The organism is Psychrobacter sp. CMS30 (assembly GCF_904846565.1).
GTDB lineage: Bacteria > Pseudomonadota > Gammaproteobacteria > Pseudomonadales > Moraxellaceae > Psychrobacter > Psychrobacter maritimus.
This window is the reverse complement of record NZ_CAJHBF010000015.1, coordinates 53,979-79,102: the sequence shown is the minus strand read 5'-3', so window position 1 is coordinate 79,102 and position 25,124 is coordinate 53,979. Positions and strand designations below refer to the sequence as shown.

Genomic DNA, 25,124 nt, shown 5'->3' with positions numbered 1-25,124 from the left:
TTTTTAACTGTGCTCTTTATGATGTAAGAGACCCTACAACCGCTTCATGACTATTAAAATATTTATTGAATTTTGAGCCCTCCATGAGTGACATGATTGTCTTAAACGATGTGACCAAAAGTTTTCTAAGCGACCGGTCTATAAAAGATAAAGACGGCAAGCCACATTGGTTTACTGCTGTCGAGCCGACGTCTTTAACTGTGCAGCAAGGCGAGATATTTGGCTTGATGGGCTATTCGGGTGCGGGTAAATCTACCCTCTTACGCCTGATTAATTTGCTTGAGCGTCCAGATTCCGGTCAAGTCATCGTCGATGGTACGGATTTGACCACCTTATCCGCTAGTGATTTACGTATCGCTCGCCATAATATCGGTATGATTTTTCAGCAGTTTAACCTGATGTCCAATCGTACGGTCTTTGATAATGTCGCCTTTAACTTAACGGTGGCAGGTTATCCGAGCGCCGATATCCATAAGCGCGTGATGGACTGCTTAGAAATCGTCGACTTGATCGACCGTGCCGGGCATTATCCTGCGCAGCTTTCAGGGGGACAAAAACAGCGTGTCGGTATCGCGCGCGCCATTGCGCCAAGCCCGAAAGTATTATTGGCGGATGAGCCGACCAGTGCGCTTGACCCTGCGACCACGCGCAGCTTATTGACTTGTCTACGCGATATTAATGAACAGCTTGGCGTCACCATCGTCATTGTCACGCATGAAATGAGCGTGATTCGCAGGTTATGCGACCGCGCAGCGTTGTTACATCAAGGGCAATTGCTCGAGGTTGCCGATATTCGCGACGGTCTGATTCAGGCCACCACAACGATTGGCAAAGGCTTGGTTCACGAAGACTAAGAGGTAGGAGAATAGACATGTTAACTGGTGCTGAATTATCCGCCTCGATAGACAAACTGCTCGCGCTGCGCAAAGAGATTTGGCAGGCGTTTGTAGATACCTTTATTATGCTTGGTATCTCAACGACGGTCGCCATCGTGATCGGCGGTTTGTTTGGGGTTTTCTTATTTTTATCTAGTGATCGGCAGTTTTTGCAAAACAAGACGCTATACGGTGTGCTTGGGGCGATTACCAACTTTATGCGCGCCTTCCCATTTGTGATTTTGATGATTGCCATGAGCCCTTTTACCAAAGCCATCGTTGGCACCGGTATTGGACCGATTGCCGCCTCTTTGGTACTGGCGATTGCGGGTTCCTTTTACTTTGCGCGCTTGGTTGAACAAAACCTGCGTGAAGTGCCACGTGGTATTATCGAAGCAACTGAATCGATGGGCGCCCGTCCTTTTACCATTATCAAAGTGCTGCTTAACGAAGCGCGTTCTGGCTTGGTATTGTCGGTCACCATTTTATGTATCAGCTTACTATCGTTTTCGGCAGCTGCCGGTATGATTGGTGGTGGCGGTCTGGGTGATTTGGCGATTCGTTATGGCTATTATCGCTATCAAACTGAGGTGATGGTATTTATTGTCGTCATGCTGTCGATTATGGTTATCGGGATTCAGGCGTCGGGTAATTGGATCGCCATGCGTTTGGATAAGCGCTAAATTTCACTTATAAATTGACTATAAACAGTATTAGTCATTGGCTCTTAAAGTACGCATATTAAACGTTTGATATGAATAATGCTCAAGCTTTAATGCCGATTCATCCTAAGCAAATGCTTGACTTTGTAACTGATTCCCTTTAATTTTGATACTATCTTAACAACCGTTAACTTAGCAGCATTACTATTCATAATGTTGCTTTTTTAATGCGGATTTTAAATGTTGATACTCAATCCCCTATTCCCATCCCTTATTAAGGAAGTTTCATGAAATTAACAGATATCAGCCGTCAAGTAGCCACAGCATTTGCTGCGGTTGGCGTATCAGGTCTTGTATTGGTCGGTTGCAACAATTCATCAGCGCCAGAAGCCAACAAAGAGCCAGTCACTGAAGGCGCAACGGAAACAACGACCACAGAAACAGCCGCGACCAGCGATATCGATCCTGAGCATAGCAAAATTGTCATCGGTACTACCGAAGGTGATTTTGCCGATATGGTACGTAATCAAGTAAAAGGCTCGTTAGAAGCACAAGGTTATGAAGTTGAGCTCGTCACATTTACCGATTATGTGCGGCCAAACATCGCCTTGGCTGATGGTGATTTAGACATCAACATCTTCCAGCATAAGCCTTATCTTGATACCTTCAAAAAAGAAAATAACCTTGATTTGGTTGAAGCCTTCCAAGTACCAACAGCCCCACTTGGCATCTATTCAGGCAAAAAGACGAAAATCGATGAGGTCTACAAAGGCATGAGCGTTTCTGCGCCTAATGACCCAAGTAACTTTGCGCGTGCGTTAGTGATGATGAATGAGCTAGGTTGGATTACGTTAAAAGACAATATCGACCCATTGACCGCCTCAAAAACCGATATCGCTGATAACAGCAAATACGACATCAAAATCGTTGAGCTAGAAGCTGCCCAGCTACCACGTGCGCGTGATGAAGTTGACTTTGCTATCATTAATGGTAATTATGCGACTGATGCCGGTATCAAGCTGACTGAAGCGCTATTCCAAGAGCCAAGCTTTGCTTATGTCAACTGGTCAGCGATCAAAACTGCTGATAAAGACAAAAAATGGGTAAAAGACGTGACCAACGCTTATAACTCAGAAGCCTTTAAAAAGTATGCGCATGATAGCTTCCCAGGTTACAAATACCCAAAAATCTGGGGTACTGATACCGCTTCTACAACAGCTACTGCTCCTGTTACAGAAGCTGCTGCTCAGTAATTGCTTGCCTCATGATTTAAGATAGTTTATGCCAATAAAGTATCTTAAAAATTAAATAGAAAAAGCCCATTATTAAATAATGGGCTTTTTCGTTAATATTTTAGCTGGTTGCTATTTATTCTTTCTCTATTTTTGGTAAATAAGACTACTTGGTTTTTCTAAAAACATCCAATTCGATATCATAGCTTGGTTCAGACTTTTTAAATAAATATTTACCATGACGAACAGAAGCAAGCACGTCAGCGCGTTGACGCACCGCCTCAAACGGACTATCGGCGTCCAATACCAAAAAGTTAGCTGGCTTACCAGCATCCAAACCGTATTCATCTTCGATATTTAAGGTCTTTGCGCCATTTATGGTAATAAAGTCGAGACAGACGTCAAGCTGCGGCAGCGACATAGTTTGCGCCAAATGAATACCGTTATCCAAGATATTCATCATATTGCCGTTACCAGTTGGATACCACGGATCGTTAATAGAGTCTTGACCAAAGCTGACGTTAATACCATTTTCCCAAAACTCTTTGACCCGCGTCAAACCACGGCGTTTTGGATAAGTGTCCTGACGACCTTGCAAGTAAGCATTTTCGGTTGGCAAGGCGATAAAGTTCATGCCTGACTGCTCAAATAGCCCCATCATCCGAAATGCATAAGCATCATCTGCTGAGCCAAATGAGCAAGTATGACTCGCCGTCGAGCGGGCGCCGATACCTTCAATCATAACCAAAGCATTTAATAGTTGCACGTGACGGCTCATCGGGTCATCAGTTTCGTCACAGTGGACGTCGATGAGCTTGTCATATTTAAGCGCAAGCTCCACCGTCTTACGCACAGAATCTTGACCGAATTCATACGCCCATTCAAAATGCGGAATACCACCAACACAGTCCGCGCCCATTTTTAACGCTTCCTCCATCAACTCGACAGCGCCTTTATAGGCATACATGCCTTCTTGCGGGAACGCCACAATCTGAATGGTAACGTTGTCTTTTAGCTCTTCGCGCAGCTCGAGCATTGCTTTGAGCCCTGTTAAATCAGGGTCGCAAACGTCGATATGGGTACGGATGTACTGCACGCCTTTAGAAACCTCTTCCTGAATGCCTCTTAGCATCCGCGCTTTGGCATCTTCAAAAGATTGCGTTTTTTTGACATCATGCCAGCGCGCAATCCCTTCAAATAGCGTACCTGAAGCATTTTTCGCCTCATCACCGCCGCCGGTATAGACATAATCTAAATGCAGATGCGAGTCTACATAAGGTGGCACAACCAACCGACCTTTCAGGTCAATCTCTTCTGTAGCAGCCGGTAAACCCTTACCTATTTGCTGAATAACACCGTCTTTGACGAGAATTTCATTAGCATCGCTATTGCGATAGATAGTGGCATTGGTAAATTTAATCATGACAAACTCCTATTATTATTAAAAGTTAGTTATTAAAAATGCGTTATTTAAAATTGCTTATCAAAACCTAGTTATTAATTGTTATTAATTGTTATTAATTGTTATTAGACAACAGGCGCCGCCAAGGTTTTCTTAGAGATTACCGTAATAATAATGGCAGGAACGAAACACAAAATAGACAGATAGACGATACCCAAGACACCGGTTTCTGGCATATGCACCAAAATCAAACCGGCAAGCCATGTGGCAATCATAATTGAAAAGTTAAATACGCTCGATTGTACCGAGGTCGCGACAGCTTTTGCTTCCGTCACCTGATGGCTAACAGCCGTTTGAAACATAGTTACCAGAGGTCCGAATGCCAGTCCCCAAAGTAAAAAAGCAAAATGTGCAAAACCATTTGTCCCTCTAAAGAAGACAAACAACAGCATGGCAACCACGCCACAAACTAACATCCCAACGATTAAACCCCGTAAATGGGTATCAATAATCTTGGCCGATAAGATGACAGAGATAACCGAACCTATCCCAAAGATAAATAGCGCTAAGCTGATACCGCCAACGAACTTAATGGTTTCGACCAATAGCGTGATATAGGTGTAGGTGCTGTAATGGGCGACGACTGCTAAAAAAGTCAGTGCTAAAACAATCCAGACGCCAGGTATTTTGAGCACCGCTATTGGCGAGTTACTTTGGGTCAGCTTTTCACCTTGCACCGATGGCAAAAACTTCATAGCCAGCAGTGCAATCACCGCACCCAATACACCCAGTACGATAAATGAGGTACGCCAGCCAACTTGAGTGCCAATATAGGTCATAATCGGTAGACCCAGACTGACACCAAAGGCATTGCCCGCCATAATAATAGTGATAGCCTTACCATGCAGGTTTTCTGGCACCAATGCCGTCCCATAGGCGGCAATCATCGGCCACATAATCCCTGCACAAATACCGCCAATGATACGCATGGTGACGATAAGCGCATAAGATGAGGTAAGACCGACGACGATATTAGAAATGGCAAAGCCCGCCAATAAGACCAGCAAAAGAATTTTTCGATTGACCCACAACGTCATACTAATAAGCGGAATAGCGAAAATCGCTGATGCCAGCGCGTATATACCGACCAAAAACCCTACCTGAGTCTGCTCAATACCTAAGCCGGCGGTCATTTGCGGCAAAATACCCGACGGCATCAGCTCTGAGAGAATACCAATAAAGGTCACGCTTGCCATCAAACCAAAAATAAACCACGAAATAGGGTTTTGATGCTGACTGTCTGCACCATTTTTTAAATGACTGTCTTGTACAGTACTTGCCTTTGAAAGATTGGACACATCCTCTCCTAATTGAATGAAGTTGCTAGAAGATTGTGCAACTTGGCTTTGTTCATCGTTATTTTGTTAATCGCTACCTTGTTAACCATTACTTTATTGATAGCTGTATCAATAAAAACCTACATCTCTCTCTATATATAATTTTTTATGGATAAATAAATTTGTCATTTGTTTGGTTATACTCTAGCATTACGTCCATTTTATGTATACCCCTTACTATAGTAAGGTTTTGTAATTTCAGTATTTTTTCTATCTTAAATAGTCCCTGTAAACAAATTATTAATAACCTTAGGAGTTATAAAATGACGTTACAGCCTGTTTGTCGTTTGTAGGAAAGCGTCACCCGCCCTTTCACTTACCGCTACTTTTTTCTATAGTGGTTAGGTTAAGCTTAATAGAAACTGAGGCTAATAGAAATTGAGAACATTATATTTCTGATTGAACTCTCTATTAATAATATAAGAGCTCTTAATAAATCACAAAAATAACAAGGACAATAATATGCGTGCTAAAACTTATAATATTCGCACCGCTGGACAAGCGAACATTCCGATACTCGGACTGGGTACGTGGCAATCAACGGGACAAGACTGTATCGATGTCGTCAGCCAAGGCCTAAAAATGGGCTACGAGCACATTGATACCGCCCAAGCTTATGATAATGAAAAAGAGGTGGGAAAAGGCATTAAGCAATCAGGTGTTGCTCGCGATAAGTTCTTTTTAACGACGAAAATATTTCCTGATGACATGAAGTTTGAGCCAGAAAAGCTTGTTGCTGCGGCCAAACGTTCGTTAGAAAATCTAGATACCGATTACGTTGATTTACTGCTGCTACATTGGCCTGATGATCGTGTGCCTTTATCAGAGACCATCCCTGCGCTTTGCGAATTACAAAAACAAGGTTTAACCCGTAATATCGGGGTGTCTAACTTTAATATTGCTAACATCATTGAAGCCACACGATACGCTGACGTGCCTATTGCGGTCAATCAGGTGGAATTCCATCCTTTTATTAAGCAAAAAACATTGCAGACCTTTTTAAACAATCACCATATTTTATTAGAAGCATATTCGCCGCTTGCCCGCGGAGATGTTTTTGATAATGAAGTGATTAAGGAAATCGCTGATAAGCATGGGGTTACTCCAGCGCAAGTATCGCTGGCGTGGATTTTATCCGATAAGCAGCGTATTGCGATTCCAAAAACGTCCAATCCTGAGCACTTACAAGGCAACTTAGATGCTGTCAAGGTAACGCTCAATGCAGATGAACTTGAGAAAATTGGCAGCTTAGCGCGTAGCGATGGTCGTAAAATTAAGCATCCGGATTATTCACCGGAATGGGATGATTAATAAATAATATTTATTAAAATATTAGGCAAAAAAAAGCCAGTGATAAAGGTCACTGGCTTTTTTATATTTAACGCTTTTACGATAACTATTGATAATTATTGATAATTATTATTGTCAGCGCAATTACTGCTGTAAAGTCTTGGTCTCATGCACTTTTTCAGCAGGATTATATTGCTCAGAAGAAGGGACTGCGCCATTACGATTGTTCTCTTTCATCGATTTGGCCACTTCTGGCGGCATATAATTTTCATCATGCTTGGCCAATACTTCGCCTGCGACAAAGGTATCGCCTTGCATTTTACCGGTTGCAACCACGCCTGAGTTTTCAGCGAATAAATCTGGCAAGATACCTTGATAGGTCACGGGCACGGTCGATTCAAAGTCGGTGATAGCAAATTCAATGCTTAACGGGTCGTCTGGCGCACGTTGGACACTACCAGCAACTACCATACCGCCAGCACGGATACGCTTATCCTGCGGCGCTTCACCTTGCGCAATGGCGGTGGCGTCAAAGTAGTAATCGGTCTGTTGCCCAATGGCGTAAATCACCAACACCACGGCAATCGCCGCCCCTGCAAGCGTAAACATAACCCACATCAGTTTTTTGCGACGAACTGCGCTCATACCACTACCTCATTGATGAGTCGCTGTTTTACAAACTGCTCGTCTGCAAAACAGAAAATATTAAAGAAATTCCTATTAGACTGACTTGATAACAAGCCCGTCTAACCGTACTTTTCTAATACCTATATGGTAGCATTTTTTGCCCAAATCAATAAGCCCCCTCGCAACTGATGAGATCATATATTTACCATTGGATAATAATAATTTTATAAGCTAAAAATTTGATATTAAAAAGGACTGTTTAAGGAGTATTGTTAAGAAGATTGTTTGGTCGCAGGATTAGGAGTCTTAGCAGCGCGCTGTGCTTGACGCGCTTGCTGAATCGTTAGCTGCTTGATAAGCGCTTGCCGCTGACGACGGCTATAAATAATAAAAATCAGCATCATGCCGACTGTAATTGCCCAGCATGACCAGACAAACACCCCATGCTCACCCATGGCAATAAACTCAGAGACGCTATAAAAGTAAGGCTGCATCATATTTCCCTAGCCGTTATTTGGTTTGTTCATAGCTATATTGTTATATTTTATGGGACTATTTATTTTGTCCACGAACGTATTCTTTTACCCACGCTTTACCTTGATCACGATATAAAATCAGGGTATTGGTGCGATAAATGGCCAACGTTGCAACCAATAAATAACTGCCAATAATCATCAGTAGCAAGGGCAGCCACATATCCGCCGACATTTTTGGTGCTGCAGTCAGCGTAAAGGTCGAGCCTTGGTGCAAGGTATTCCACCACTGCACTGAGTACTTAATAATAGGCAAATTCACCGCGCCAACGATAGATAAAATAGCGGCCGCTTTACCGCGATTGGCGGTATGTTCAAAGGCGGCAAACAACGCCATTACCCCAGCATATAAAAACGCTAAAATGAGCATAGATGTCAAGCGTGCATCCCAAACCCAATACGTACCCCACGTCGGTTTTGCCCAAATAGAACCGGTCAGCAAGCTAATCACACAAAGCAAAAAACCCATCGGAGCTAACGCTTGCGCCACAAGGCTCGCGGTCTTAATTTTCCATACCAGATAAATGACGCCCAGTACGGCTAAAGCAAAATAAATGGAGATAGCCAAACTGGCGGCTGGTACATGGATAAAGATAATGCGATAGCTATTACCTTGCAGATAATCCGGCGGCGCAAATGCCAAGCCCCAAACGCTACCGATGAGCAGGCAGAGACCGGCTAATATCGCCAGCCACTTAACCCAAGGCGCAAAGATGCGAAAGAACTCCTTGGTACCCACCGTGGTCAAGAAAACTTGCCAGATGCGTTGCCACAGGCTAGGAGATGAGACATTATTCAGGTTGGGCATGGGAATAAACCTATTACGCAGCTAGTGATTATCGAGTAAAACGCATGATTCATACGACTACCCGCTAACTTGCTGGCGTTGAACGCTGGATAGAATCTACACGTGACTGTTTGTTTAATAGCCTATTATAGCAAAGTTGCCAGTTTTCACCATGCTGTTAATATAAAGGGTTTTAATGAGAAAAAGAATGACATACCAGCATGGGTTTTTAATTAAGCCATGCCATTTTTAACGTCATTGCAATCACCCATGGCATCACCAGTACCGAAATAATACTACCTGCCAATAATAAAGCCAAAATCGGCAAGCCATTGAGACCTGTGGCAAATAAATCAACCGCACCGGTAGCAAAGATCAATACCGGTAATTGCATCGGTAAGGCAATCAAAGGCACCAGCACCGCGCCATTCTTCAATGATAGTGTCAGACTACTGGCGACCGCTGACAACATAAGCAGCATCGGACTGCCAGTAATAATAGACGCCATCAATATCCACGCCTCAAACCAGCTCAGCTGAAATAAAGGCACAGCAAGCAAACTTAATGCTGCCACAATACCACTACTAAAAATCCAATGGATAACCAAACGAATCAGCACCCATAACGGCAGTGACGCTTTAGCGACGACCAATTGTGCCAAGGTGCCATTATCAAGGGCAGGTTTAAACAAGCCATCGACACCCATCACCAGTGACAATAGAGCTGCAATCCAAACTGCGGACACCCCGAGGCGCTGCAATAAAGCAGGCTCGCTACCAACGGCTAGCGGAAATAAGGTAATAATCACTAAAAACAATACCAGAGGATATAACCACTGTACTGCCCCTTGCTGCTTGACCTGCCATTCGCGCCGCCAAAGCTGCATAAAGCTGATAGCGCGCGCAGCAGCTGCACTAGCATTCGAAGTATTAGCATCCGAGCTTGTATTCACGGTTTTTACTGCACTGTCTGTGTCTATCATTTATTCGCTCTTCCACTAATGCTTGTCGCACTTATATTGACGCTTGTTGCAGTTAGATTGATGCTTATGGCAGTTATATTGATAGCATTTACACCATATAATCAGACAAATCGAGCACTTGATTGGCAACGCCGACGGCCTGATGACTGGTCATTAATATCGCACCGCCAGCCGTAGCAAACTCGCGCAATCTGTCTTCCATGCGCGCCACCATATCGACATCAAGCGCGGTAAAGGGCTCATCAAGCAGCCATAAAGGGGTGACGTCCGGCGTTAATAAATACAAGCGTGCAAGGGTAATGCGCCGCGTCTGACCCGCAGATAAATGGCTTGAGCTGATGGTCTCAAAGCCTTGTAATCCTACCCACGTAAGGGCGTCATCAATATCGGCGCTACTAGGGCTAATGCCATATAAATTGAGCAAAAACGTTAGATTTTGGGCGACGGTCAGGTTTGGATGAATGCCTAACTGATGCGATACATATAAAGGCTGCACAGGTAAGCTTACTGCTCCTTGATAAACAACTTCACCGCTTAGCACTGGCAATAATCCAGCCAATTGCATCAGTAGCGTCGTTTTACCCGTACCATTAGCACCAACCAAGTGACAGATGCTACCGGCAGCCAGATTGAGCGTCACGCCCTCACATAAAGGAGTTTCACCGCGCTGAACCGTCAGCTCATCGAGTGCAAGTAAAGCTGTATTCAGAGCTGTCATCCAAACCTCTCATTATTTATTAAGCAGCAGGCAATATTCATCACAAACACAGATGAGGTTCATGGCATAATACTTTATGCTTACCACAACCACACAGTATAACAAATTGTCGATTACTATGACCTCAAAACCTATGCAGACTTTAAAAGATATTCAAAACCCAGCGCAAAAATCAGACACGCCGATGCTAACCCTAGACAGCTTAATCGAGGCGCAAGTTGCCTTTATGCAGCAATGGCTATGTACACAAGCGCAACCGCTATCGATGCAAGCTTGGCAGTGGTTTGGCGAGCAGCCTCTGAGTAAATATATCAGTAGCGATGATTTGCAACATCTTATTAATGACTGGCTTCTTAAACAGCCGATAAGCGAGGTGGTACGTCGCGATATTCGTGATATTTTGCATACTATTATTTATCATCCCGTTAATGATAATGTGCCTTTATCAGAATTGGTCGATGACACGCAAGTTGAGATTCTAGCCAGCTACGTCGGTAGTCATGAAGAGCAGCGTAATATCTTGGTGCATACACTGGTCGGTAATGAAACCTTTGCAGACTTATTAACGCAAACGCTGTATCACGCTATCAATGATTTTATGGAATCCACGCTAGATAAAGCCGGTGCTGCCGGTAAACTGATGAAGTTTGGACGTAGCTCGTTTGAAAAAGCAACCAATCGCAATCTTGATGAAAAATTGCAGACGTACCTGCATCGTAATATTAAAGATTTAGCGCATAAAGCAGAAGCCAATGCCCAAGCGCATTTATCCAATGAAGAGGTTGCGCGTTTATTGGTGACGGGTTGGGGGCGCATCAAAGAGAAGCCGATTAGCGAAATCCAAACTTATTTACGTGATGAGCCTAACGATAGCAGTATTGAGCATATTGAAAACAGCATCCAACAAAGCTATAACCGTTTGCGCCTATCGCCTTATTTGCACAGCCTTGTGGCAGCGGGCGTCGATACTTGGTATAGCAACCATCAAGCCGATAGCATGGCCAATATCGCGGCAAGCCTACACATCGATGAGCAGGCAATAACGCAATTGAGTGCTGCCCTGCTCCCTGTCGTCACGGACGCCCTTGAAAGCTCATGGGTTACGGCGCATATAACAGATATGCTGCAGGCGTTTTACGCCCAGCCTAGTATCAAAGCAGGATTGGTATTTGGCAGCGATTAATCTGCTGTTGTAGCGTACGGTTTATGATTTAGTTTTTAAATTTCACCTTTTATTAGTTAGCCTACTATCCTATGAGCCAATCTCCTAAACTCAGCTTATGGCAAAGAATTAAACAGCTGCTTAACATATCGGCTGTGCAGGCTGTTATTGATGATATCAAGGCGGCTAAAGACTTAGACTTAGACTTAGACTTAGATTTGGGTTCAGATTTAGACATAACAGAACAGGATAATAATAACTCTCATCCTTCAAAAAATGAGAAAGATAGTATTCAAACTCGTCCTAAAGACAGTGATAATAATGACAATGATCATAATGACAATTATGATACGGATGTCAGCGGCTTTAATCCTGATTTAAACCGTAATTCAAATCGCAACATAAACCACAGCTTTGATGACCGTTCCGATGACGTCATTTATAACAGCCTTAGTAGCAATATTGATAGTAGGTTAGATAGCAGCACTGATACTGATACTGATACTGATACTGACGCTTATTTTGATAATGATATCGAAGGTATGACAAAGCAAAATAGTGATGATGACACCCCGATTGTCAATTATCTTAAGCAGTATTTTGACGAGCAACAATGGCACTATAACCATTATCGACCTAGAACCAGTGGCAATAAAAATATTGACAGCCAGCAATCACACCATTTGTCTTTGAGGATGCGTAATAAAAAGCTTGACTGTGGCTATCTTTTTCGTGTGCAAGAGAAAAACAACTTGCTGGCAGTCTATGGTATTTTGCCGTTTTTGATACCCGAAAGCCATCAAAGCGCCGCCATGTTACTGATTACCCAGATCAATTACGACATGCTGATTGGCAATCTTGAGATGGACATCAATGATGGCGAGATACGCTACAAAAACGCCATCGATGTCGAAGCGGTCGGTATGGATGAAAACACCATTGAGCATTTACTACAAAGCGTCATCGCGATGACCACGGTTACTTACGAGATATTTAGTGACTTGGTCAACAATCAAAATCCTGCTACAGAATTGCAAGACTTACTGATGACGCTACATCAGCAAGAGGATGCGCGAACTTTTTTCTTACCAACCCAATTTGTTCAATAATCAATCAAACTAGATATCTGCAGCTTTTAAAGTTTCTTATTAGTATCTTATTCTCAAAAGCCTATTTTCAAAATCTGACTTTCAAAGCCATGAAAACCCTTTAGTCTTAAAAACTCTCTCAAATAGAAACCATTTAATATTATGCTAAAAATTGCTTACTCTGACATTTTTCGTTATTCCGTACCCGAAAAACACCGCTTTCCCATGCAAAAATACACCATGATTCCTGAGCGCTTATTGGCTGAAGGAACTATCAATAATGAGAATTTTTTTGCTCCGAAACGTCTGACAGAAGATGAGATTTTAACCACCCATACAGCGGACTATTGGCAGCAGCTTAAAACCCAAACCTTACCACGTAAAGAAGCGCGCGCCATTGGTTTTGAGATGACGCCAGAATTGGTAGAGCGCGGGCGTTATATTGCCCATGCCACTTATGAATGTGCGTTATTCGCCCAGCAATATGGCGTGGCGATGAATGTCGCTGGTGGCACCCATCATGCCTTTGCCAATCATGGTGAGGGATTTTGTGTTTTTAATGATGTGTGTATCGCCAGCAATTTATTATTAAATCGTGGACAGGCGCAACGAATTTTAATAGTTGATTTGGACGTTCATCAAGGTAACGGCAATGCCAGTATCATGGCGGATGAGCCGCGCGTTTTTGTCTTTAGCATGCATGGCGCGAAAAACTACCCGTTTCGTAAACAAGTATCAGACTTAGATATTGAGCTGGATAATGATACGGGTGATGCAGAATACTTACAGATATTAGAGGATACGCTGCCGCGCTTAATCAATGAATTTACGCCAGATATGATATTTTACCAATCTGCGGTCGATGTGTTAGCAACTGATAAATTGGGCAAGCTTAGTCTGACGATAGAGGGTTGTAAAGCGCGTGATGAGTTTGTCCTACAACAAGCTAAAGCGGCCAATATTCCCGTGGCTATCGTCATGGGCGGCGGCTATTCAGAAGATATCGAAGATGTGGTCGAAGCGCACTGCAATACATTTCGTTTGGCACAACAGCTGTTTTTTGCAGAATTGATTGAGTAATGTGCAACTGAGAAACAGGCGCGACAAAATAACGTAAGAAAATTAGAGAGATTAGCGAGAGTCTAGATGGCAAAAATATTGATAGGCATAGGCATTTTGCTGGTTATTATCGGCGTTATTTGGCTGCTGTTTCCAAATGCGTTTTCATGGATAGGCAATATGCCAGGCGATATCAAACACACTTCAGGCAATACAAGAATATATTTTCCAGTCGTCACCATGATTATCATCAGTATCGTTGCCACCATACTGTTAAATTTGTTTAATCGGTAAATTTATTCGATCGCTAAGTTTATAGCAACGCCGTTATCCCCTGCCAACCCACGCGAATACCTAGCACGATGAGAATCAGTAAAATAAGCTGGCGAAAGCGTGCTTGTGGCAAGTAGCGGCGCAAGCGAATACCAACTAGCAGCGCGGCGATAGATAGAACACTAAGCAGACTAATCAGCTGCCACTCACCGTGATTGAGCGCCATGATAGGCTCACGCAAGACAATAATCTGGGCAATTTTACCCAAGAAATAGCACATGTTGCCAACTTTAGCGATGGTATGCTTATCGTCACTTGCGGACAGTAAATACATCATTAATATGGTCGACATGGCATTGGTCGCACCGCCAATAATGCCTGCACTCAGACCAACGATAATCAGCACAGGCTTGGTATTGGGCAGACGAATTTGCTTACCGAGCAAGCTACTGACGACATAAAAGCCAATAACCGCTGCCAATACCAATAAGATATAAGCGCTATCGACCCACAGCAACAATTTTGCACCAAGCATACTACCGAGCAGGCTGGTGAGTGCCAACAACCAATAGCGCCTGCCGTAATAAATGAAATTTTGCCAAATAGTACGCCCGCCACCCGCTAGCCAAGTCATGGCATTAAGTAATAATGAGGGGAAAATCACTAGAACGATAGCATGGGGTAACGGATAGATACTGGCAAGCGCGGTGGTGGTTACTAACGTCACACCCAGTCCGCTAATACCATGCAGCAATGATGCCAGTGCAAAGATTGCTATCAGTAATAACGTCTGGGTGCTATCGTTATCCATCATATTCGTCATAGAAACTTACGACCTAATAGCGATATTGATAACAGATATCGACGACAGATATCGACGACAGTAGAAACAGCATAACGAGGCGGTTTCTTATGATTGGTTATGATTGGTTATGATTGGTTATGATTGATGACGTTGCCAAATTGTTTCGCCAATAATAGTAGCCAACTGCTTGGCTATCTCATCTTTGCTCGCTTTCTCAAGTATCACGCTATCGTGCTCATAACGCTCTGAGAAAAATACTTGCATAGCATTATCATCACTAGCAAAACCAATATCTGCGCGTGAGACGTCATTACAAGCGATTAAATCTAAATCTTTAGATACTAGCTTGCCACGGGCATAGTGCTCGACATCTTGTGTTTCTGCTGCAAAACCAACGACAAACAGCTCAGGATGGGCAAGCGAAATCGTCGCTAGGATATCAGGGTTTTTAACCAAGCTTAGCGTCATGGCATCTTGCGTTTTTTTGATTTTTTGCGGTGCCGCTTCTTCAGTACGATAATCAGCGACCGCCGCAGTGGCGATAAAGATATCAGCAACTTTTACGCTGTCATCGGTGATAATCTCAGCATGTTCATGTTGATGCGCTTCACCGCAATCACAATCGCCATGCTGATGAGCATGGTCGTGGCTGTGTTCATGAGAATGATCGTGAGAATGGTCATGATCTTCTTCAGGCAGATACTGTAGCGCAATATGCGTACCATCCACACATTGCTGCGCTGCTACAAGCATATCTTTAGCTGACAGGACATCAATGCGCGTGACATTGAGCGGTGTTGGCAGCGCAACTTTGCCACCAGCAATCAAAATAACCTCTGCACCAGCGGCCACACAAGCACGGGCTAAGGCAAAGCCCATTTTCCCTGAAGAATGATTGGATAAGTAGCGCACCGGATCGATGGCTTCTACCGTCGGACCTGCAGTAATCACCACGCGTTTACCTGCCAATAACTGCGGCGTAGTTTGCATGGCATTAAACAGTAGCACTTCGGCTAATAACTCTTCAGGCTCAGGCAAGCGCCCTGCTCCGACATCACCGCATGCCTGCTCGCCGCTGGCTGGTTGGATAATTTGATAATTCATATCGCGCAGAGTCTGCACATTTAGATTCACTGCTGGATGCGCCCACATTTGCTGGTTCATCGCTGGCGCAATAATGACCGGCGCTGTCGTTGCCAAGCAAACAGTGGTCAATAAATCATCTGCCATACCCATCGCAAGCCGTGCCAAAGTATTGGCTGAGGCAGGTGCAATGATAATTAAATCGGCCCATTTAGCAAGCTCGATATGACCCATCCCTGCTTCTGCTTGCTCATCAAGTAATGAGATATGTACCTCATTGCCCGTCAAAGCCTGCAAGGTAAGAGGCGTGATAAACGCTTGTGCGCCTGTGGTCATAATGACGCGCACATCAAAGCCCGCCTTGATAAGTAGACGGGCAAACATAGCAGATTTATAAGCGGCGATACCGCCGGTGATAGCAAGCACAATATTTGACATAAGCATGGCATCAATAAAAAAATGAAAGATAAAAATTGCGCTTATAGTAACAATTATGCGATAAGTTAGGGGAAGTTTTGTAGATTTATCTCCGTTATCTGACACTTATCCCCATTATGAAGGAGTGACAATGGCAATTAAAGACTGGCATGAAGATGATAGACCGCGTGAAAAACTGCTGAAATTTGGTGCGGCTCATTTATCTGATGCTGAGATATTAGCGATATTTTTGCGCACAGGCACCCAGTCGCAATCGGCCATTGAGCTTGCCCGCCATTTAATAGACCAGTTTGGCAGCTTAGCTGAGCTGTTGGCCGCGCCGCAAGAGACGGTACTTGCTTGTCATGGTATTGGTCCTGCCAAATACGCCCAGATACTGGCATCGCTTGAGATGGGCACGCGCTACTTAGACAGTCAGCTTAAGACAGGTCACGCCCTTGGACGCTCGCAAATGGTCAAAGACTATATCAGCACCCAGCTGCGCGGTGAGCATCGTGAAGTCTTTGCCGTACTATGTCTGGATAATGCGTTAAACCTAATCAATTTTGAGATACTGTTTACCGGCGGTATCTCTTCTTGTTCGGTCTGTATCAAACACGTTTTGCGTCATGCGTTGAGCCATGCTGCCAGTCAGCTTATCGTCGCCCATAATCACCCGCATACCAATGCAACCCCTTCAACGGCCGACAACTTATTAACTTACGAGCTAAAAAAGGCTTGTGACTTAATAGATTTGTCATTGGTTGACCATATCATTGTCGGACGCAATGATACCTTATCTTATGCCGAGAGCTGCTTGCCCCCTTTTGGCTAAAGATCGATAACAGCTGGTTATATAAACAAAGCTTGATACATATTATCGACACAGCGTAGCATTTTGACTCTTGATAGTTATAAACAACTGTTTCATATTGGTAGTTAACTTTATTTTTGCTGTGGTAGTTATCGGTAAGCCTACTATTGATAGATTTATTTAGTAGTAGGTTTACCCTTATTAATTTTAAAAACTGCTAGAAAAGAAGTACAAAACAGGCATTTATTTTGTCATATACATTAACTTATCGCATAAAAAATCTGATGGAAAAATAAAATAACAATTAGAATTAGAATTATTCCATCAGTTTTTATTCATTTAAATTTTACGCTTGTGCATTCAGCGTTATAAAGGAGACAGTCATGGCCATCGGCTTATTTATTTTGGCAGTAATCATTCAGTTAGCCATGGTCTTGGCCATCTTTTTATTATCTTTATCCCGTGTCACCGGTAGTATCGTCGCCCTAGTGACCGTCCTTGTCACCGCCTTTATCAGTCCATGGTCGCTCATCTTAGGCATACCGCTAGCGCTACTATGCTTGGTATTGCTAATCGCGCCGCTGCGCCAATCATTGATTACTAAGCCTGTTTATAAAGCCTTGGGCGGTGCGATGCCAAGCATGAGCGATACCGAACGTGAAGCCCTCGATGCCGGTACCAGCTGGTGGGAAAAAGAGCTGTTTATGGGCGCGCCAGATTGGGACACCTTTGCCAAGTATCCGTACCCTGAATTATCAGAAGAAGAGCAAAGCTTTATTGATAATGAAGTAGAAGTACTGTGCGCCATGCTTGATGAATGGCAAATCCATCATGAAGATAAAGAGCTGTCACCAGAGGCGTGGCGCTTTATTAAAGCCAATGGCTTTTTGGGTTTAATCATTCCGAAAGAATATGGCGGATTAGAATTTAGCTCGTATGCTCAAAGTCGGGTGATGAGTAAAATCGCTTCGCGCTCACCAACCGCCGCCGTTACTTGCATGGTGCCGAACTCGCTCGGCCCCGGTGAGCTGCTGATGCATTACGGCACCGATGAGCAAAAACAACGCTGGCTACCGGGTTTAGCCAAAGGCGAAGAAGTTCCTTGCTTTGGTTTGACGGGTCCTGAAGCGGGCTCCGATGCAGGCGCGATTCCTGATACGGGTGTGGTTTGCTATGGCATGCATGAAGGCGAGCAAGTGCTCGGCCTGCGTATGAACTTCTCTAAGCGCTGGATTACTCTAGCGCCTATTGCCACCGTCGTTGGTTTAGCCTTTAAGATGCATGACCCAGAAGGTTTACTTGGCGACCCTGAAAAGACCGACTACGGCATCACTTGTGCGCTCGTTCCTGCCAGCCATGAAGGGGTTGTTACCGGTCCGCGTCATAACCCAATCGGCTCGCCATTTATGAATGGTACAGTCGATGGTAAAGACGTCTTTATCCCGCTAGATTATATTATCGGCGGCGTTGAAAATGCCGGTCGCGGTTGGCGTATGCTGATGGAATGCTTGGGCGTTGGACGCGGTATCTCCTTGCCAGCGCTATCGACCTCTGCCAGTGAAGTCACCTATTTGACCGTTGGCGCATTTGCGAAAGTACGTGAGCAATTTAAAATATCTGTCGGTAAATTTGAAGGCGTGCAAGATGCCACCAGTCGCATGGCCAGTAACACTTATATGCTCGAGGCCTTTCGTCACTTGGTCACCTGTGGCTTGAACCAAGGTGGTACGCCATCGGTGATGACAGCAATGGCAAAATACTATGCCACCGAAACCATGCGTATGGTGGTCAATGATGGCATGGACGTGGTTGGCGGTCGCGCCGTACAGATGGGACCGCGTAACTTTTTAGCGATTCCTTATCAAGCCATTCCCGTCTCTATCACCGTTGAAGGGGCGAATATCTTGACGCGCTCATTGATGATTTTTGGTCAAGGGGCGATGCGTTGTCATCCTTATCTATTTGATGAGCTGCAATTATTGCAAAGTGATGATAAAGAAGGTGCGCTCAAGCAGTTTGATAATTTATTCTTTAAACATTTAGGCTATACCTTTAATCGCGGTGCCAAAGCCTTTGTCGCAGGTTATGTCGGTGGCAGCAATCATGCGCCAAGCTTTGCCGATGGCTTTACTCGTCCTTATTATAAAGACATCAACCGTTTAAGCGCAGGCTTTGCCCTAACCGCCGATATGTCTTTAGGCTTATTAGCCGGCGATTTAAAACGTAAAGAGATGCTCTCTGGGCGCTTAGCCGATATCCATTCGCATCTATTTATCTGTACAGCGATTTTACAATTTTATGAATATGGCTCTAAATCTAAAGCCGAACGTTTACATGCAGAAGTGGCACTAAAAAACAGCCTTTATACCATTCAAGAAGCGTTCTTAGCTTTATTTGCCAACTTCCCAAATCGCATGGCGGCAAGCTTAGTCAGCTTTGTCACTTTCCCAAGTGGTCGTATCTTTGCGCCGGTCAGCGATGAGCTAAAACGCCAATTGGGCGATACCTTTATGGATGATTTTGAAGCCAATCCATTCCGCGATTATCTTAAAACCATGGTGTATTACAATACTGAGCCTGATGATGTCACCGGACGCATGGAACACGCTTATCAAACGCTGCTTGACGTTGAACCTTTATGGCAGAAATTTAAAAAGGCTGAGCATAAAGACAGCTTTGAAGGTCTTACCTTTGAAGATCATGTGGTCTATGCCAGCCAAAATGGCGATATTACCGAAGAAGAGGCTGAAGTCCTTATTCAATATAATGCCATCCGCTATGATTCATTATTGACCGATGTGTTCGATAAGCATTTATCTAAAGCGCAAGAACGCACCAATCCGCACAGTTTAGAGAATGCAGTTTATAAGCTAACGGATTATGCGCAATTGAAAAACGATGCCCAAATAAGAAACGGCATCGCGACTGAGAATACTGCGCAAACAGCTGAGCCAATGACTGATAACCTTGAGCCTGCAGCGGATGATAAACAAGAAGCAACCGGTGATGCCAATCCTGACCATGGTTATGAAAGCGATGGTGATGTCAAAATGGTCAGTGAGCAAGACACTATAAAAGAAGTTCAGGCACAAACCGATTTTGCAGAATCAAACCCTGAAGCGCAAGCACTCGACCCGCGTCACCGTGATGCAGAAACGCACCTAAGCGAGCGCATGGGTCATAATCACCGTTTGAATCAAGCTACTGATACTCATGCTGATAATGCAGACAGCTTAGACAGCTCAAATGGCCTTGAGAATTCAGAAAGCTTGCAAGCAAAAACAGACCGCTTAGACAAATCGTCTAGCGCTGATAACAAATGGCAAGACGGTTTACGTCGCGACGAAAACGATAAGGTCTAAATAGCTAAAAACCAGCATTTTTTTAAAACTTGTTTTTCAACTTAAGCGAGATTATCCAACATGGATAGTCTCGTTTTTTTTGACTGCACCATGGCTATTACACCCAAATCTACGCCAAAAACCCTTATGTTATTCAATTTAATCTAAAAATTTTTGCCGTTAAATAAATCCTGACCACAGCAAAGCGACAATGTCACGTTATTAAAGTCATAAAAATTTCTTGCAGTATCCCCAACAATTCTTTTATATTGTCTCCAAAATCTGACTTAAATGACAGATAACACACTTATAGACGTAATAAACACAGTAATAGACACGATTTTACCGCTTATATGGCCTGATATATCGTGTTTATTGCTGTGCATTACGGCAACCAAGGACAGTAGTTATGTGGAAAAATATGGGGCTGACTGGCAAAATTATTGTTGCCATGGTGCTGGGTATCATACTGGGTTTGTTTATAAACTATTCGGGATTGAATGCCGAAGGTAGCTTTGTTAATACCTATATCACCAATGGGTTTTTTGCCATTATCGGCAAGTTATTTGTTAACTCGCTAAAAATGCTGGTTGTGCCCTTGGTACTAATCTCGCTTATTTGCGGGGTTTGTGGCATCGGTGACATCCGCTTGCTTGGTCGTATCGGCACCAAAACCTTTTTCATCTATATGATGACAACGGCACTGGCGATTGCGACTGCCATTGGACTTGGCGTACTCTTTGGTATCGGCAAAGGTATGGATATCAAAACGGATGCGGCGTTTGAAGCGCAATCCGCACCGCCATTGCTTGATGTGTTCTCCAATATTATCCCATCAAACCCCATCAGTGCGATGGCAAATGGTGATATGTTATCGATTATTTTCTTTGCTATCTTAATCGGTATCAGTATCTTGATGGTTGGTAAGCCTGCTAAAGGCTTGGTGCAAAGCTTAGAGCTTATCAATGAAGTCATCTTAAAGATGGTGACCATCATTATGAACCTTGCTCCTTATGGTGTTTTTGCGCTGTTAGCAAAAGCCATGTCTGAGCTTGGCTTAGACCTTATCTGGTCGCTGCTGGGTTATGTCGCGGTATTGGTTGGCTCGCTTGCCTTCCATTTCTTTGTGACCATGATGATTGTCCTGAAGCTGGCTTCAGGCTTATCGGTGAGAACCTTTTTAACAAAAATGCGCGAAGTACAGATTTTTGCGTTTAGTACCTCAAGCTCAAACGCGACGATTCCAATTACCTTACGTACCGTGACTAAACGTATGGGCGTCAATAACTCTGTCGCCTCGTTTACCGTGCCATTTGGTGCCACCATCAATATGGATGGTACAGCTATCATGCAAGGGACGGCGACCATTTTTATTGCCAATATCTATGGTATAGATTTGGGCGTAACCGAATATCTGACTGTTATTTTAATGTCGGTGCTTGCCTCTGTTGGTACGGCAGGCGTTCCTGGTGTTGGTCTCATCATGCTCTCGATGGTATTTGCGCAAGTGGGCTTACCGATTGAAGGGATTGGTCTTATCCTAGGGGTTGACCGTATCCTTGATATGTTGCGTACTGCCGTCAACGTCAGTGGCGATGCCGCTGTGACCGCTATCGTAGCAAAGTCAGAAGGCAAGATGGATTTGGCAATTTATAACGACCCTGATGCCGGTGCAAAAGACGTATTCGATGGTCATATCGATGAAAACAGCGAGCGCGAATTCTCTGAAGTCTTTAGCGATGGCATTATGGGCAGTGAATACGACGATGTTAAGCGCGATTAAATGAAACGTGGCTAGCTTTAATACAAAATAGCCAATGATAAAAGTTTAGAAATAAAAAAACCTCAGTTCACAATCGGCTGAGGTTTTTTTCTGTCTTGAATAAGGTTTTTGAAATTAATATATAGACGAAATAACTTAAAACCGTGACGTTACTGCTGGCATAATTTTTTTGAAGCCTCTGGAATGCGAAGCACACAGCAAGCGAAAAAAAACATTCCAGCAGTAGACGACTATAAACAAAGCGCTTTTAATTGACACAGACTATCCCAGCCTCAACATAGCTAACCTTAACCAAACACATATTTCGTCAGCATCGCCATACAAACCAAAACAATCATCGGACGAATCAGTTTACTACCGCCTTTGACAACCATATGCGAGCCAAAATAAGCACCTATCGTCTGCCCTACCATCATTGCCAGTCCCACTTTCCACAACACATTACCGCCTATAATAAAGAAAATGAGCGAGCCAATATTGGTGGACAAATTCAGCACCTTTGCCGCCCCTGTTGCTTCAATAATTTGACGACCACGCAGCGCCACATTTCCTAAGGCAAAAAACATCCCCGTACCCGGTCCGATATAACCATCATAAAAACCTATCAAGGGTGCCACTACTTTTTGCCACTTGCTTTCTGAGATGCGCGGTGCGGCTTCCACTTCACCCAGCCTTGGGGCAAATAAGGTATAAATACCAATCGCCGCAATCAAAAACGGAATCAGCTTTTCTAATAAATCAGGCGGCGATAATTGGACGGCAATCGTACCAAGAACAGAACCGATAAAAGCCGCGATAATCGCCGTTTTTATATTCTTCGGTTTGACGACACCTTTTCTAATCATCGTAATGGACGCCGCAAGCGCGCCTGATGCTGCTTGTAACTTATTCGTCCCCAAGGTTAGTACGGGTGGAATATTAGCAAGCAACATGGCTGGAATGGTCAATAAACCACCGCCGCCTGCGATAGCATCGATAAAGCCAGCCAGCGCGGCCACGACCGTCAGCATTAAAATAATCTCGATAGAGAGCGATATGTCCATGACACCGACCTTGAAAATTTATGACATAAAAAAAGTAAGCCTGAAAAAATCAGGCTCAGAATACGTTGGTTGATAAAATAGCGGCTATTTTTTTAATCGATACCACTCTTTCATCAGTACCAAACTGGATATGAGGATTTGCTTAACGGCGCTCATTATAAAGATAAAAATGTAAAAAAAGCCAAAAACCTAACAAAGTCTGCTAGATTTGTCATATCGACTGTCTTATCGATATATCCTTTGATAATCGTTGAGTCTTCAAGGAAGAAGCATAAAACCGTTAACGTATTTAATTGTTTATATGAATAAAATTGTGAGAAACTAGAGACACCTATTTGTTATATCAATCTATGTCACTATTATCTATGTCATTATTAATGGTGGTCTATCGCTTAGCTATTCTGAGTAGTCCTGAGCTGAACTAAGCAAACCAAATAACAATAGGTACTTGAAGTTCTTGAATGATTTAGCACGTTTTATTTAGTTAATGAGGATAATATGGCAATACAAAGAATCAAAGCATTTTTCAACCTCGAGGCGTCAGGCGGCATTGTCTTAGCGCTGGCAGCTATCGCGGCAATGATTATTGCCAATACCCCTCTGAATACTTGGTATGAATCCTTTATTCATGCCCCCGTTGTCATTCAAATCGGCAGCTTTGCGATTGCAAAAGACGCCCACCATTGGATCAGCGATGGTCTGATGGCAGTGTTCTTTTTCTTAGTCGGTCTTGAGCTCAAGCGTGAAGTGCTCATCGGCGAGCTCTCGAACGTCAAACAAATTATCTTACCAGCTGGCGCGGCATTGGGCGGCATGATTATGCCTGCTATCGTCTATTTGCTCTTTAACTATAATGAGCCTGAGTTTTGGAAAGGTTGGGCAATTCCGGCGGCGACCGACATTGCGTTTGCCCTTGGCATTTTAAGTCTACTTGGCAATCGGGTGCCAAACTCACTCAAAGTCTTTTTGGTATCTATCGCTATTTTTGATGATATTGGCGCTATTTTAATCATCGCTTTATTTTATACCAGCGACTTATCACTTGGTTCATTGGCTATCGCCGCTTTGTGTTTACCGTTCTTATATCTACTTAATCGCCGTAACGTCACCAGCATTACCCCTTACATATTAATCGGGGTGATTATGTGGATTGCCGTGCTCAAATCTGGCATTCACGCGACCTTAGCTGGGGTGGTACTCGCGTTATTCATTCCGTTATTTGACCGTACTGACCCTGAACATTCCCCGCTTGAAGAGCTTGAGCACGACTTACAAAACACCGTATCTTACGGGATTCTGCCATTATTTGCCTTTGCAAACTCAGGTATATCGCTCAAGGGCGCAGGCTTTGCAGAGCTATTTCATTCCGTGCCATTGGGTATTGCCGCCGGACTGTTTATTGGTAAACAAGTGGGCGTGATGCTCATGTGCTGGTTAATTTTCAAACTGGGTATTTCTACTATGCCAAAAGGCATGAACTTTAAGCAAATCTACGGCGCAGCGTTACTTTGCGGCGTTGGCTTTACCATGAGTTTGTTTATCGGCGGCCTTGCTTTCGGCGGCGCGACACCATTATTTGATGAGCGCTTAGGTATCATTATGGGTTCGATTGTTTCTGGTATTGCCGGTTATCTGATGCTAAAAGCCACTTTAAAAGACGATGTTAATAATACCTCAGTAGATTTAACCCATCATTCATAATCACTGATTGAGTAACTTTATAATGAAGTTGCTCAAAGCGCTTAATATTG

The 25,124-nt window shown here is 43.7% G+C and carries 22 protein-coding genes; 12 read left to right on the top strand and 10 right to left on the bottom strand.

Translation table 11 applies throughout. The features are described from left to right. The first annotated feature begins 83 nt into the window (after positions 1-83). The 3 genes from JMX94_RS09240 (at position 84) to JMX94_RS09230 (ending at position 2,790) form a co-directional block, all read left to right on the top strand. Entirely contained in the window at positions 84-854 is a 771-nt protein-coding gene (locus JMX94_RS09240; protein ID WP_201565075.1) for a methionine ABC transporter ATP-binding protein, read from the top strand. 17 nt (positions 855-871) lie between these two features. Next, positions 872-1,558, top strand: coding sequence for a methionine ABC transporter permease (locus JMX94_RS09235; protein WP_149488683.1), 687 nt, complete (start codon positions 872-874; stop codon positions 1,556-1,558). 266 nt (positions 1,559-1,824) lie between these two features. After that, on the top strand, positions 1,825-2,790 hold the full coding sequence (locus JMX94_RS09230; protein WP_201565074.1) for a MetQ/NlpA family ABC transporter substrate-binding protein: 966 nt from the start codon (positions 1,825-1,827) through the stop codon (positions 2,788-2,790). Positions 2,791-2,935: 145 nt separating this feature from the next. Here JMX94_RS09230 and JMX94_RS09225 read toward each other — a convergent pair whose 3' ends face one another. Together JMX94_RS09225 and JMX94_RS09220 are read right to left on the bottom strand one after the other, a co-directional pair. After that, positions 2,936-4,192 (bottom strand): amidohydrolase family protein, encoded by a 1,257-nt coding sequence (locus tag JMX94_RS09225; protein ID WP_201565073.1) that lies wholly within the window; start codon positions 4,190-4,192, stop codon positions 2,936-2,938. Between the two features lie 104 nt (positions 4,193-4,296). Next, positions 4,297-5,529: an MFS transporter gene (locus JMX94_RS09220; RefSeq protein WP_265088949.1), complete on the bottom strand. Its 1,233-nt coding sequence runs from the start codon at positions 5,527-5,529 to the stop codon at positions 4,297-4,299. 501 nt (positions 5,530-6,030) lie between these two features. On the opposite strand from JMX94_RS09220, the gene JMX94_RS09215 reads away from it, so the two are divergent. Beyond that, positions 6,031-6,879: an aldo/keto reductase gene (locus JMX94_RS09215; RefSeq protein WP_201565072.1), complete on the top strand. Its 849-nt coding sequence runs from the start codon at positions 6,031-6,033 to the stop codon at positions 6,877-6,879. 123 nt (positions 6,880-7,002) lie between these two features. Here the strand turns inward: JMX94_RS09215 and ccmE are convergent, their stop codons facing one another. The 5 genes from ccmE to ccmA all read right to left on the bottom strand — a co-directional run bounded on the left by ccmE (position 7,003) and on the right by ccmA (position 10,505). Further along, the gene (gene ccmE / locus JMX94_RS09210) at positions 7,003-7,503 is read right to left on the bottom strand and encodes a cytochrome c maturation protein CcmE (RefSeq protein ID WP_201565071.1); all 501 of its coding nucleotides are present in this window, start codon (positions 7,501-7,503) and stop codon (positions 7,003-7,005) included. Between the two features lie 254 nt (positions 7,504-7,757). Further along, a complete protein-coding gene (gene ccmD, locus JMX94_RS09205; RefSeq protein WP_372830399.1) occupies positions 7,758-7,982 on the bottom strand; it encodes a heme exporter protein CcmD in 225 nt (74 codons plus the stop codon). 55 nt (positions 7,983-8,037) lie between these two features. Then, positions 8,038-8,826 (bottom strand): heme ABC transporter permease CcmC, encoded by a 789-nt coding sequence (gene ccmC / locus JMX94_RS09200; protein ID WP_201565070.1) that lies wholly within the window; start codon positions 8,824-8,826, stop codon positions 8,038-8,040. Between the two features lie 208 nt (positions 8,827-9,034). After that, positions 9,035-9,691: a heme exporter protein CcmB gene (locus JMX94_RS09195; protein WP_201565084.1), complete on the bottom strand. Its 657-nt coding sequence runs from the start codon at positions 9,689-9,691 to the stop codon at positions 9,035-9,037. A 184-nt stretch (positions 9,692-9,875) separates the two neighbouring features. After that, positions 9,876-10,505 carry a heme ABC exporter ATP-binding protein CcmA gene (ccmA, locus tag JMX94_RS09190; protein ID WP_201565069.1) on the bottom strand — a complete coding sequence of 210 codons (630 nt, stop codon included), beginning with the start codon at positions 10,503-10,505 and terminating at the stop codon, positions 9,876-9,878. A gap of 76 nt (positions 10,506-10,581) precedes the next feature. On the opposite strand from ccmA, the gene JMX94_RS09185 reads away from it, so the two are divergent. The 4 genes from JMX94_RS09185 (at position 10,582) to JMX94_RS09170 (ending at position 14,108) form a co-directional block, all read left to right on the top strand. Further along, the gene (locus JMX94_RS09185; RefSeq protein ID WP_227673584.1) at positions 10,582-11,688 is read left to right on the top strand and encodes a hypothetical protein; all 1,107 of its coding nucleotides are present in this window, start codon (positions 10,582-10,584) and stop codon (positions 11,686-11,688) included. Between the two features lie 71 nt (positions 11,689-11,759). Then, positions 11,760-12,776, top strand: coding sequence for a YbjN domain-containing protein (locus JMX94_RS09180; RefSeq protein ID WP_201565068.1), 1,017 nt, complete (start codon positions 11,760-11,762; stop codon positions 12,774-12,776). Positions 12,777-12,917: 141 nt separating this feature from the next. Continuing rightward, positions 12,918-13,835 carry a histone deacetylase gene (locus tag JMX94_RS09175; protein WP_201565067.1) on the top strand — a complete coding sequence of 306 codons (918 nt, stop codon included), beginning with the start codon at positions 12,918-12,920 and terminating at the stop codon, positions 13,833-13,835. Between the two features lie 66 nt (positions 13,836-13,901). Continuing rightward, the gene (locus tag JMX94_RS09170) at positions 13,902-14,108 is read left to right on the top strand and encodes a DUF2905 domain-containing protein (RefSeq protein WP_200661771.1); all 207 of its coding nucleotides are present in this window, start codon (positions 13,902-13,904) and stop codon (positions 14,106-14,108) included. A gap of 19 nt (positions 14,109-14,127) precedes the next feature. Here the strand turns inward: JMX94_RS09170 and JMX94_RS09165 are convergent, their stop codons facing one another. After that, entirely contained in the window at positions 14,128-14,910 is a 783-nt protein-coding gene (locus JMX94_RS09165; RefSeq protein WP_201565066.1) for a sulfite exporter TauE/SafE family protein, read from the bottom strand. 117 nt (positions 14,911-15,027) lie between these two features. Beyond that, positions 15,028-16,413, bottom strand: a complete 1,386-nt coding sequence (gene coaBC / locus JMX94_RS09160; RefSeq protein ID WP_201565065.1) for a bifunctional phosphopantothenoylcysteine decarboxylase/phosphopantothenate--cysteine ligase CoaBC — start codon at positions 16,411-16,413, stop codon at positions 15,028-15,030. A 130-nt stretch (positions 16,414-16,543) separates the two neighbouring features. Here coaBC and radC point away from each other — a divergent pair, with 130 nt between their 5' ends. The 3 genes from radC (at position 16,544) to JMX94_RS09145 (ending at position 22,330) form a co-directional block, all read left to right on the top strand. After that, a complete protein-coding gene (radC, locus tag JMX94_RS09155) occupies positions 16,544-17,227 on the top strand; it encodes a DNA repair protein RadC (protein WP_201565064.1) in 684 nt (227 codons plus the stop codon). Between the two features lie 362 nt (positions 17,228-17,589). Next, entirely contained in the window at positions 17,590-20,568 is a 2,979-nt protein-coding gene (locus JMX94_RS09150; protein ID WP_201565063.1) for an acyl-CoA dehydrogenase, read from the top strand. A gap of 388 nt (positions 20,569-20,956) precedes the next feature. Beyond that, positions 20,957-22,330, top strand: a complete 1,374-nt coding sequence (locus JMX94_RS09145) for a dicarboxylate/amino acid:cation symporter (protein WP_201565062.1) — start codon at positions 20,957-20,959, stop codon at positions 22,328-22,330. 287 nt (positions 22,331-22,617) lie between these two features. On the opposite strand, the gene JMX94_RS09140 is transcribed toward JMX94_RS09145, so the two are convergent. Next, entirely contained in the window at positions 22,618-23,373 is a 756-nt protein-coding gene (locus JMX94_RS09140; protein WP_201565061.1) for a TSUP family transporter, read from the bottom strand. 498 nt (positions 23,374-23,871) lie between these two features. On the opposite strand from JMX94_RS09140, the gene nhaA reads away from it, so the two are divergent. Then, positions 23,872-25,074: a Na+/H+ antiporter NhaA gene (gene nhaA, locus JMX94_RS09135; RefSeq protein ID WP_201565060.1), complete on the top strand. Its 1,203-nt coding sequence runs from the start codon at positions 23,872-23,874 to the stop codon at positions 25,072-25,074. Positions 25,075-25,124 lie beyond the last annotated feature (50 nt).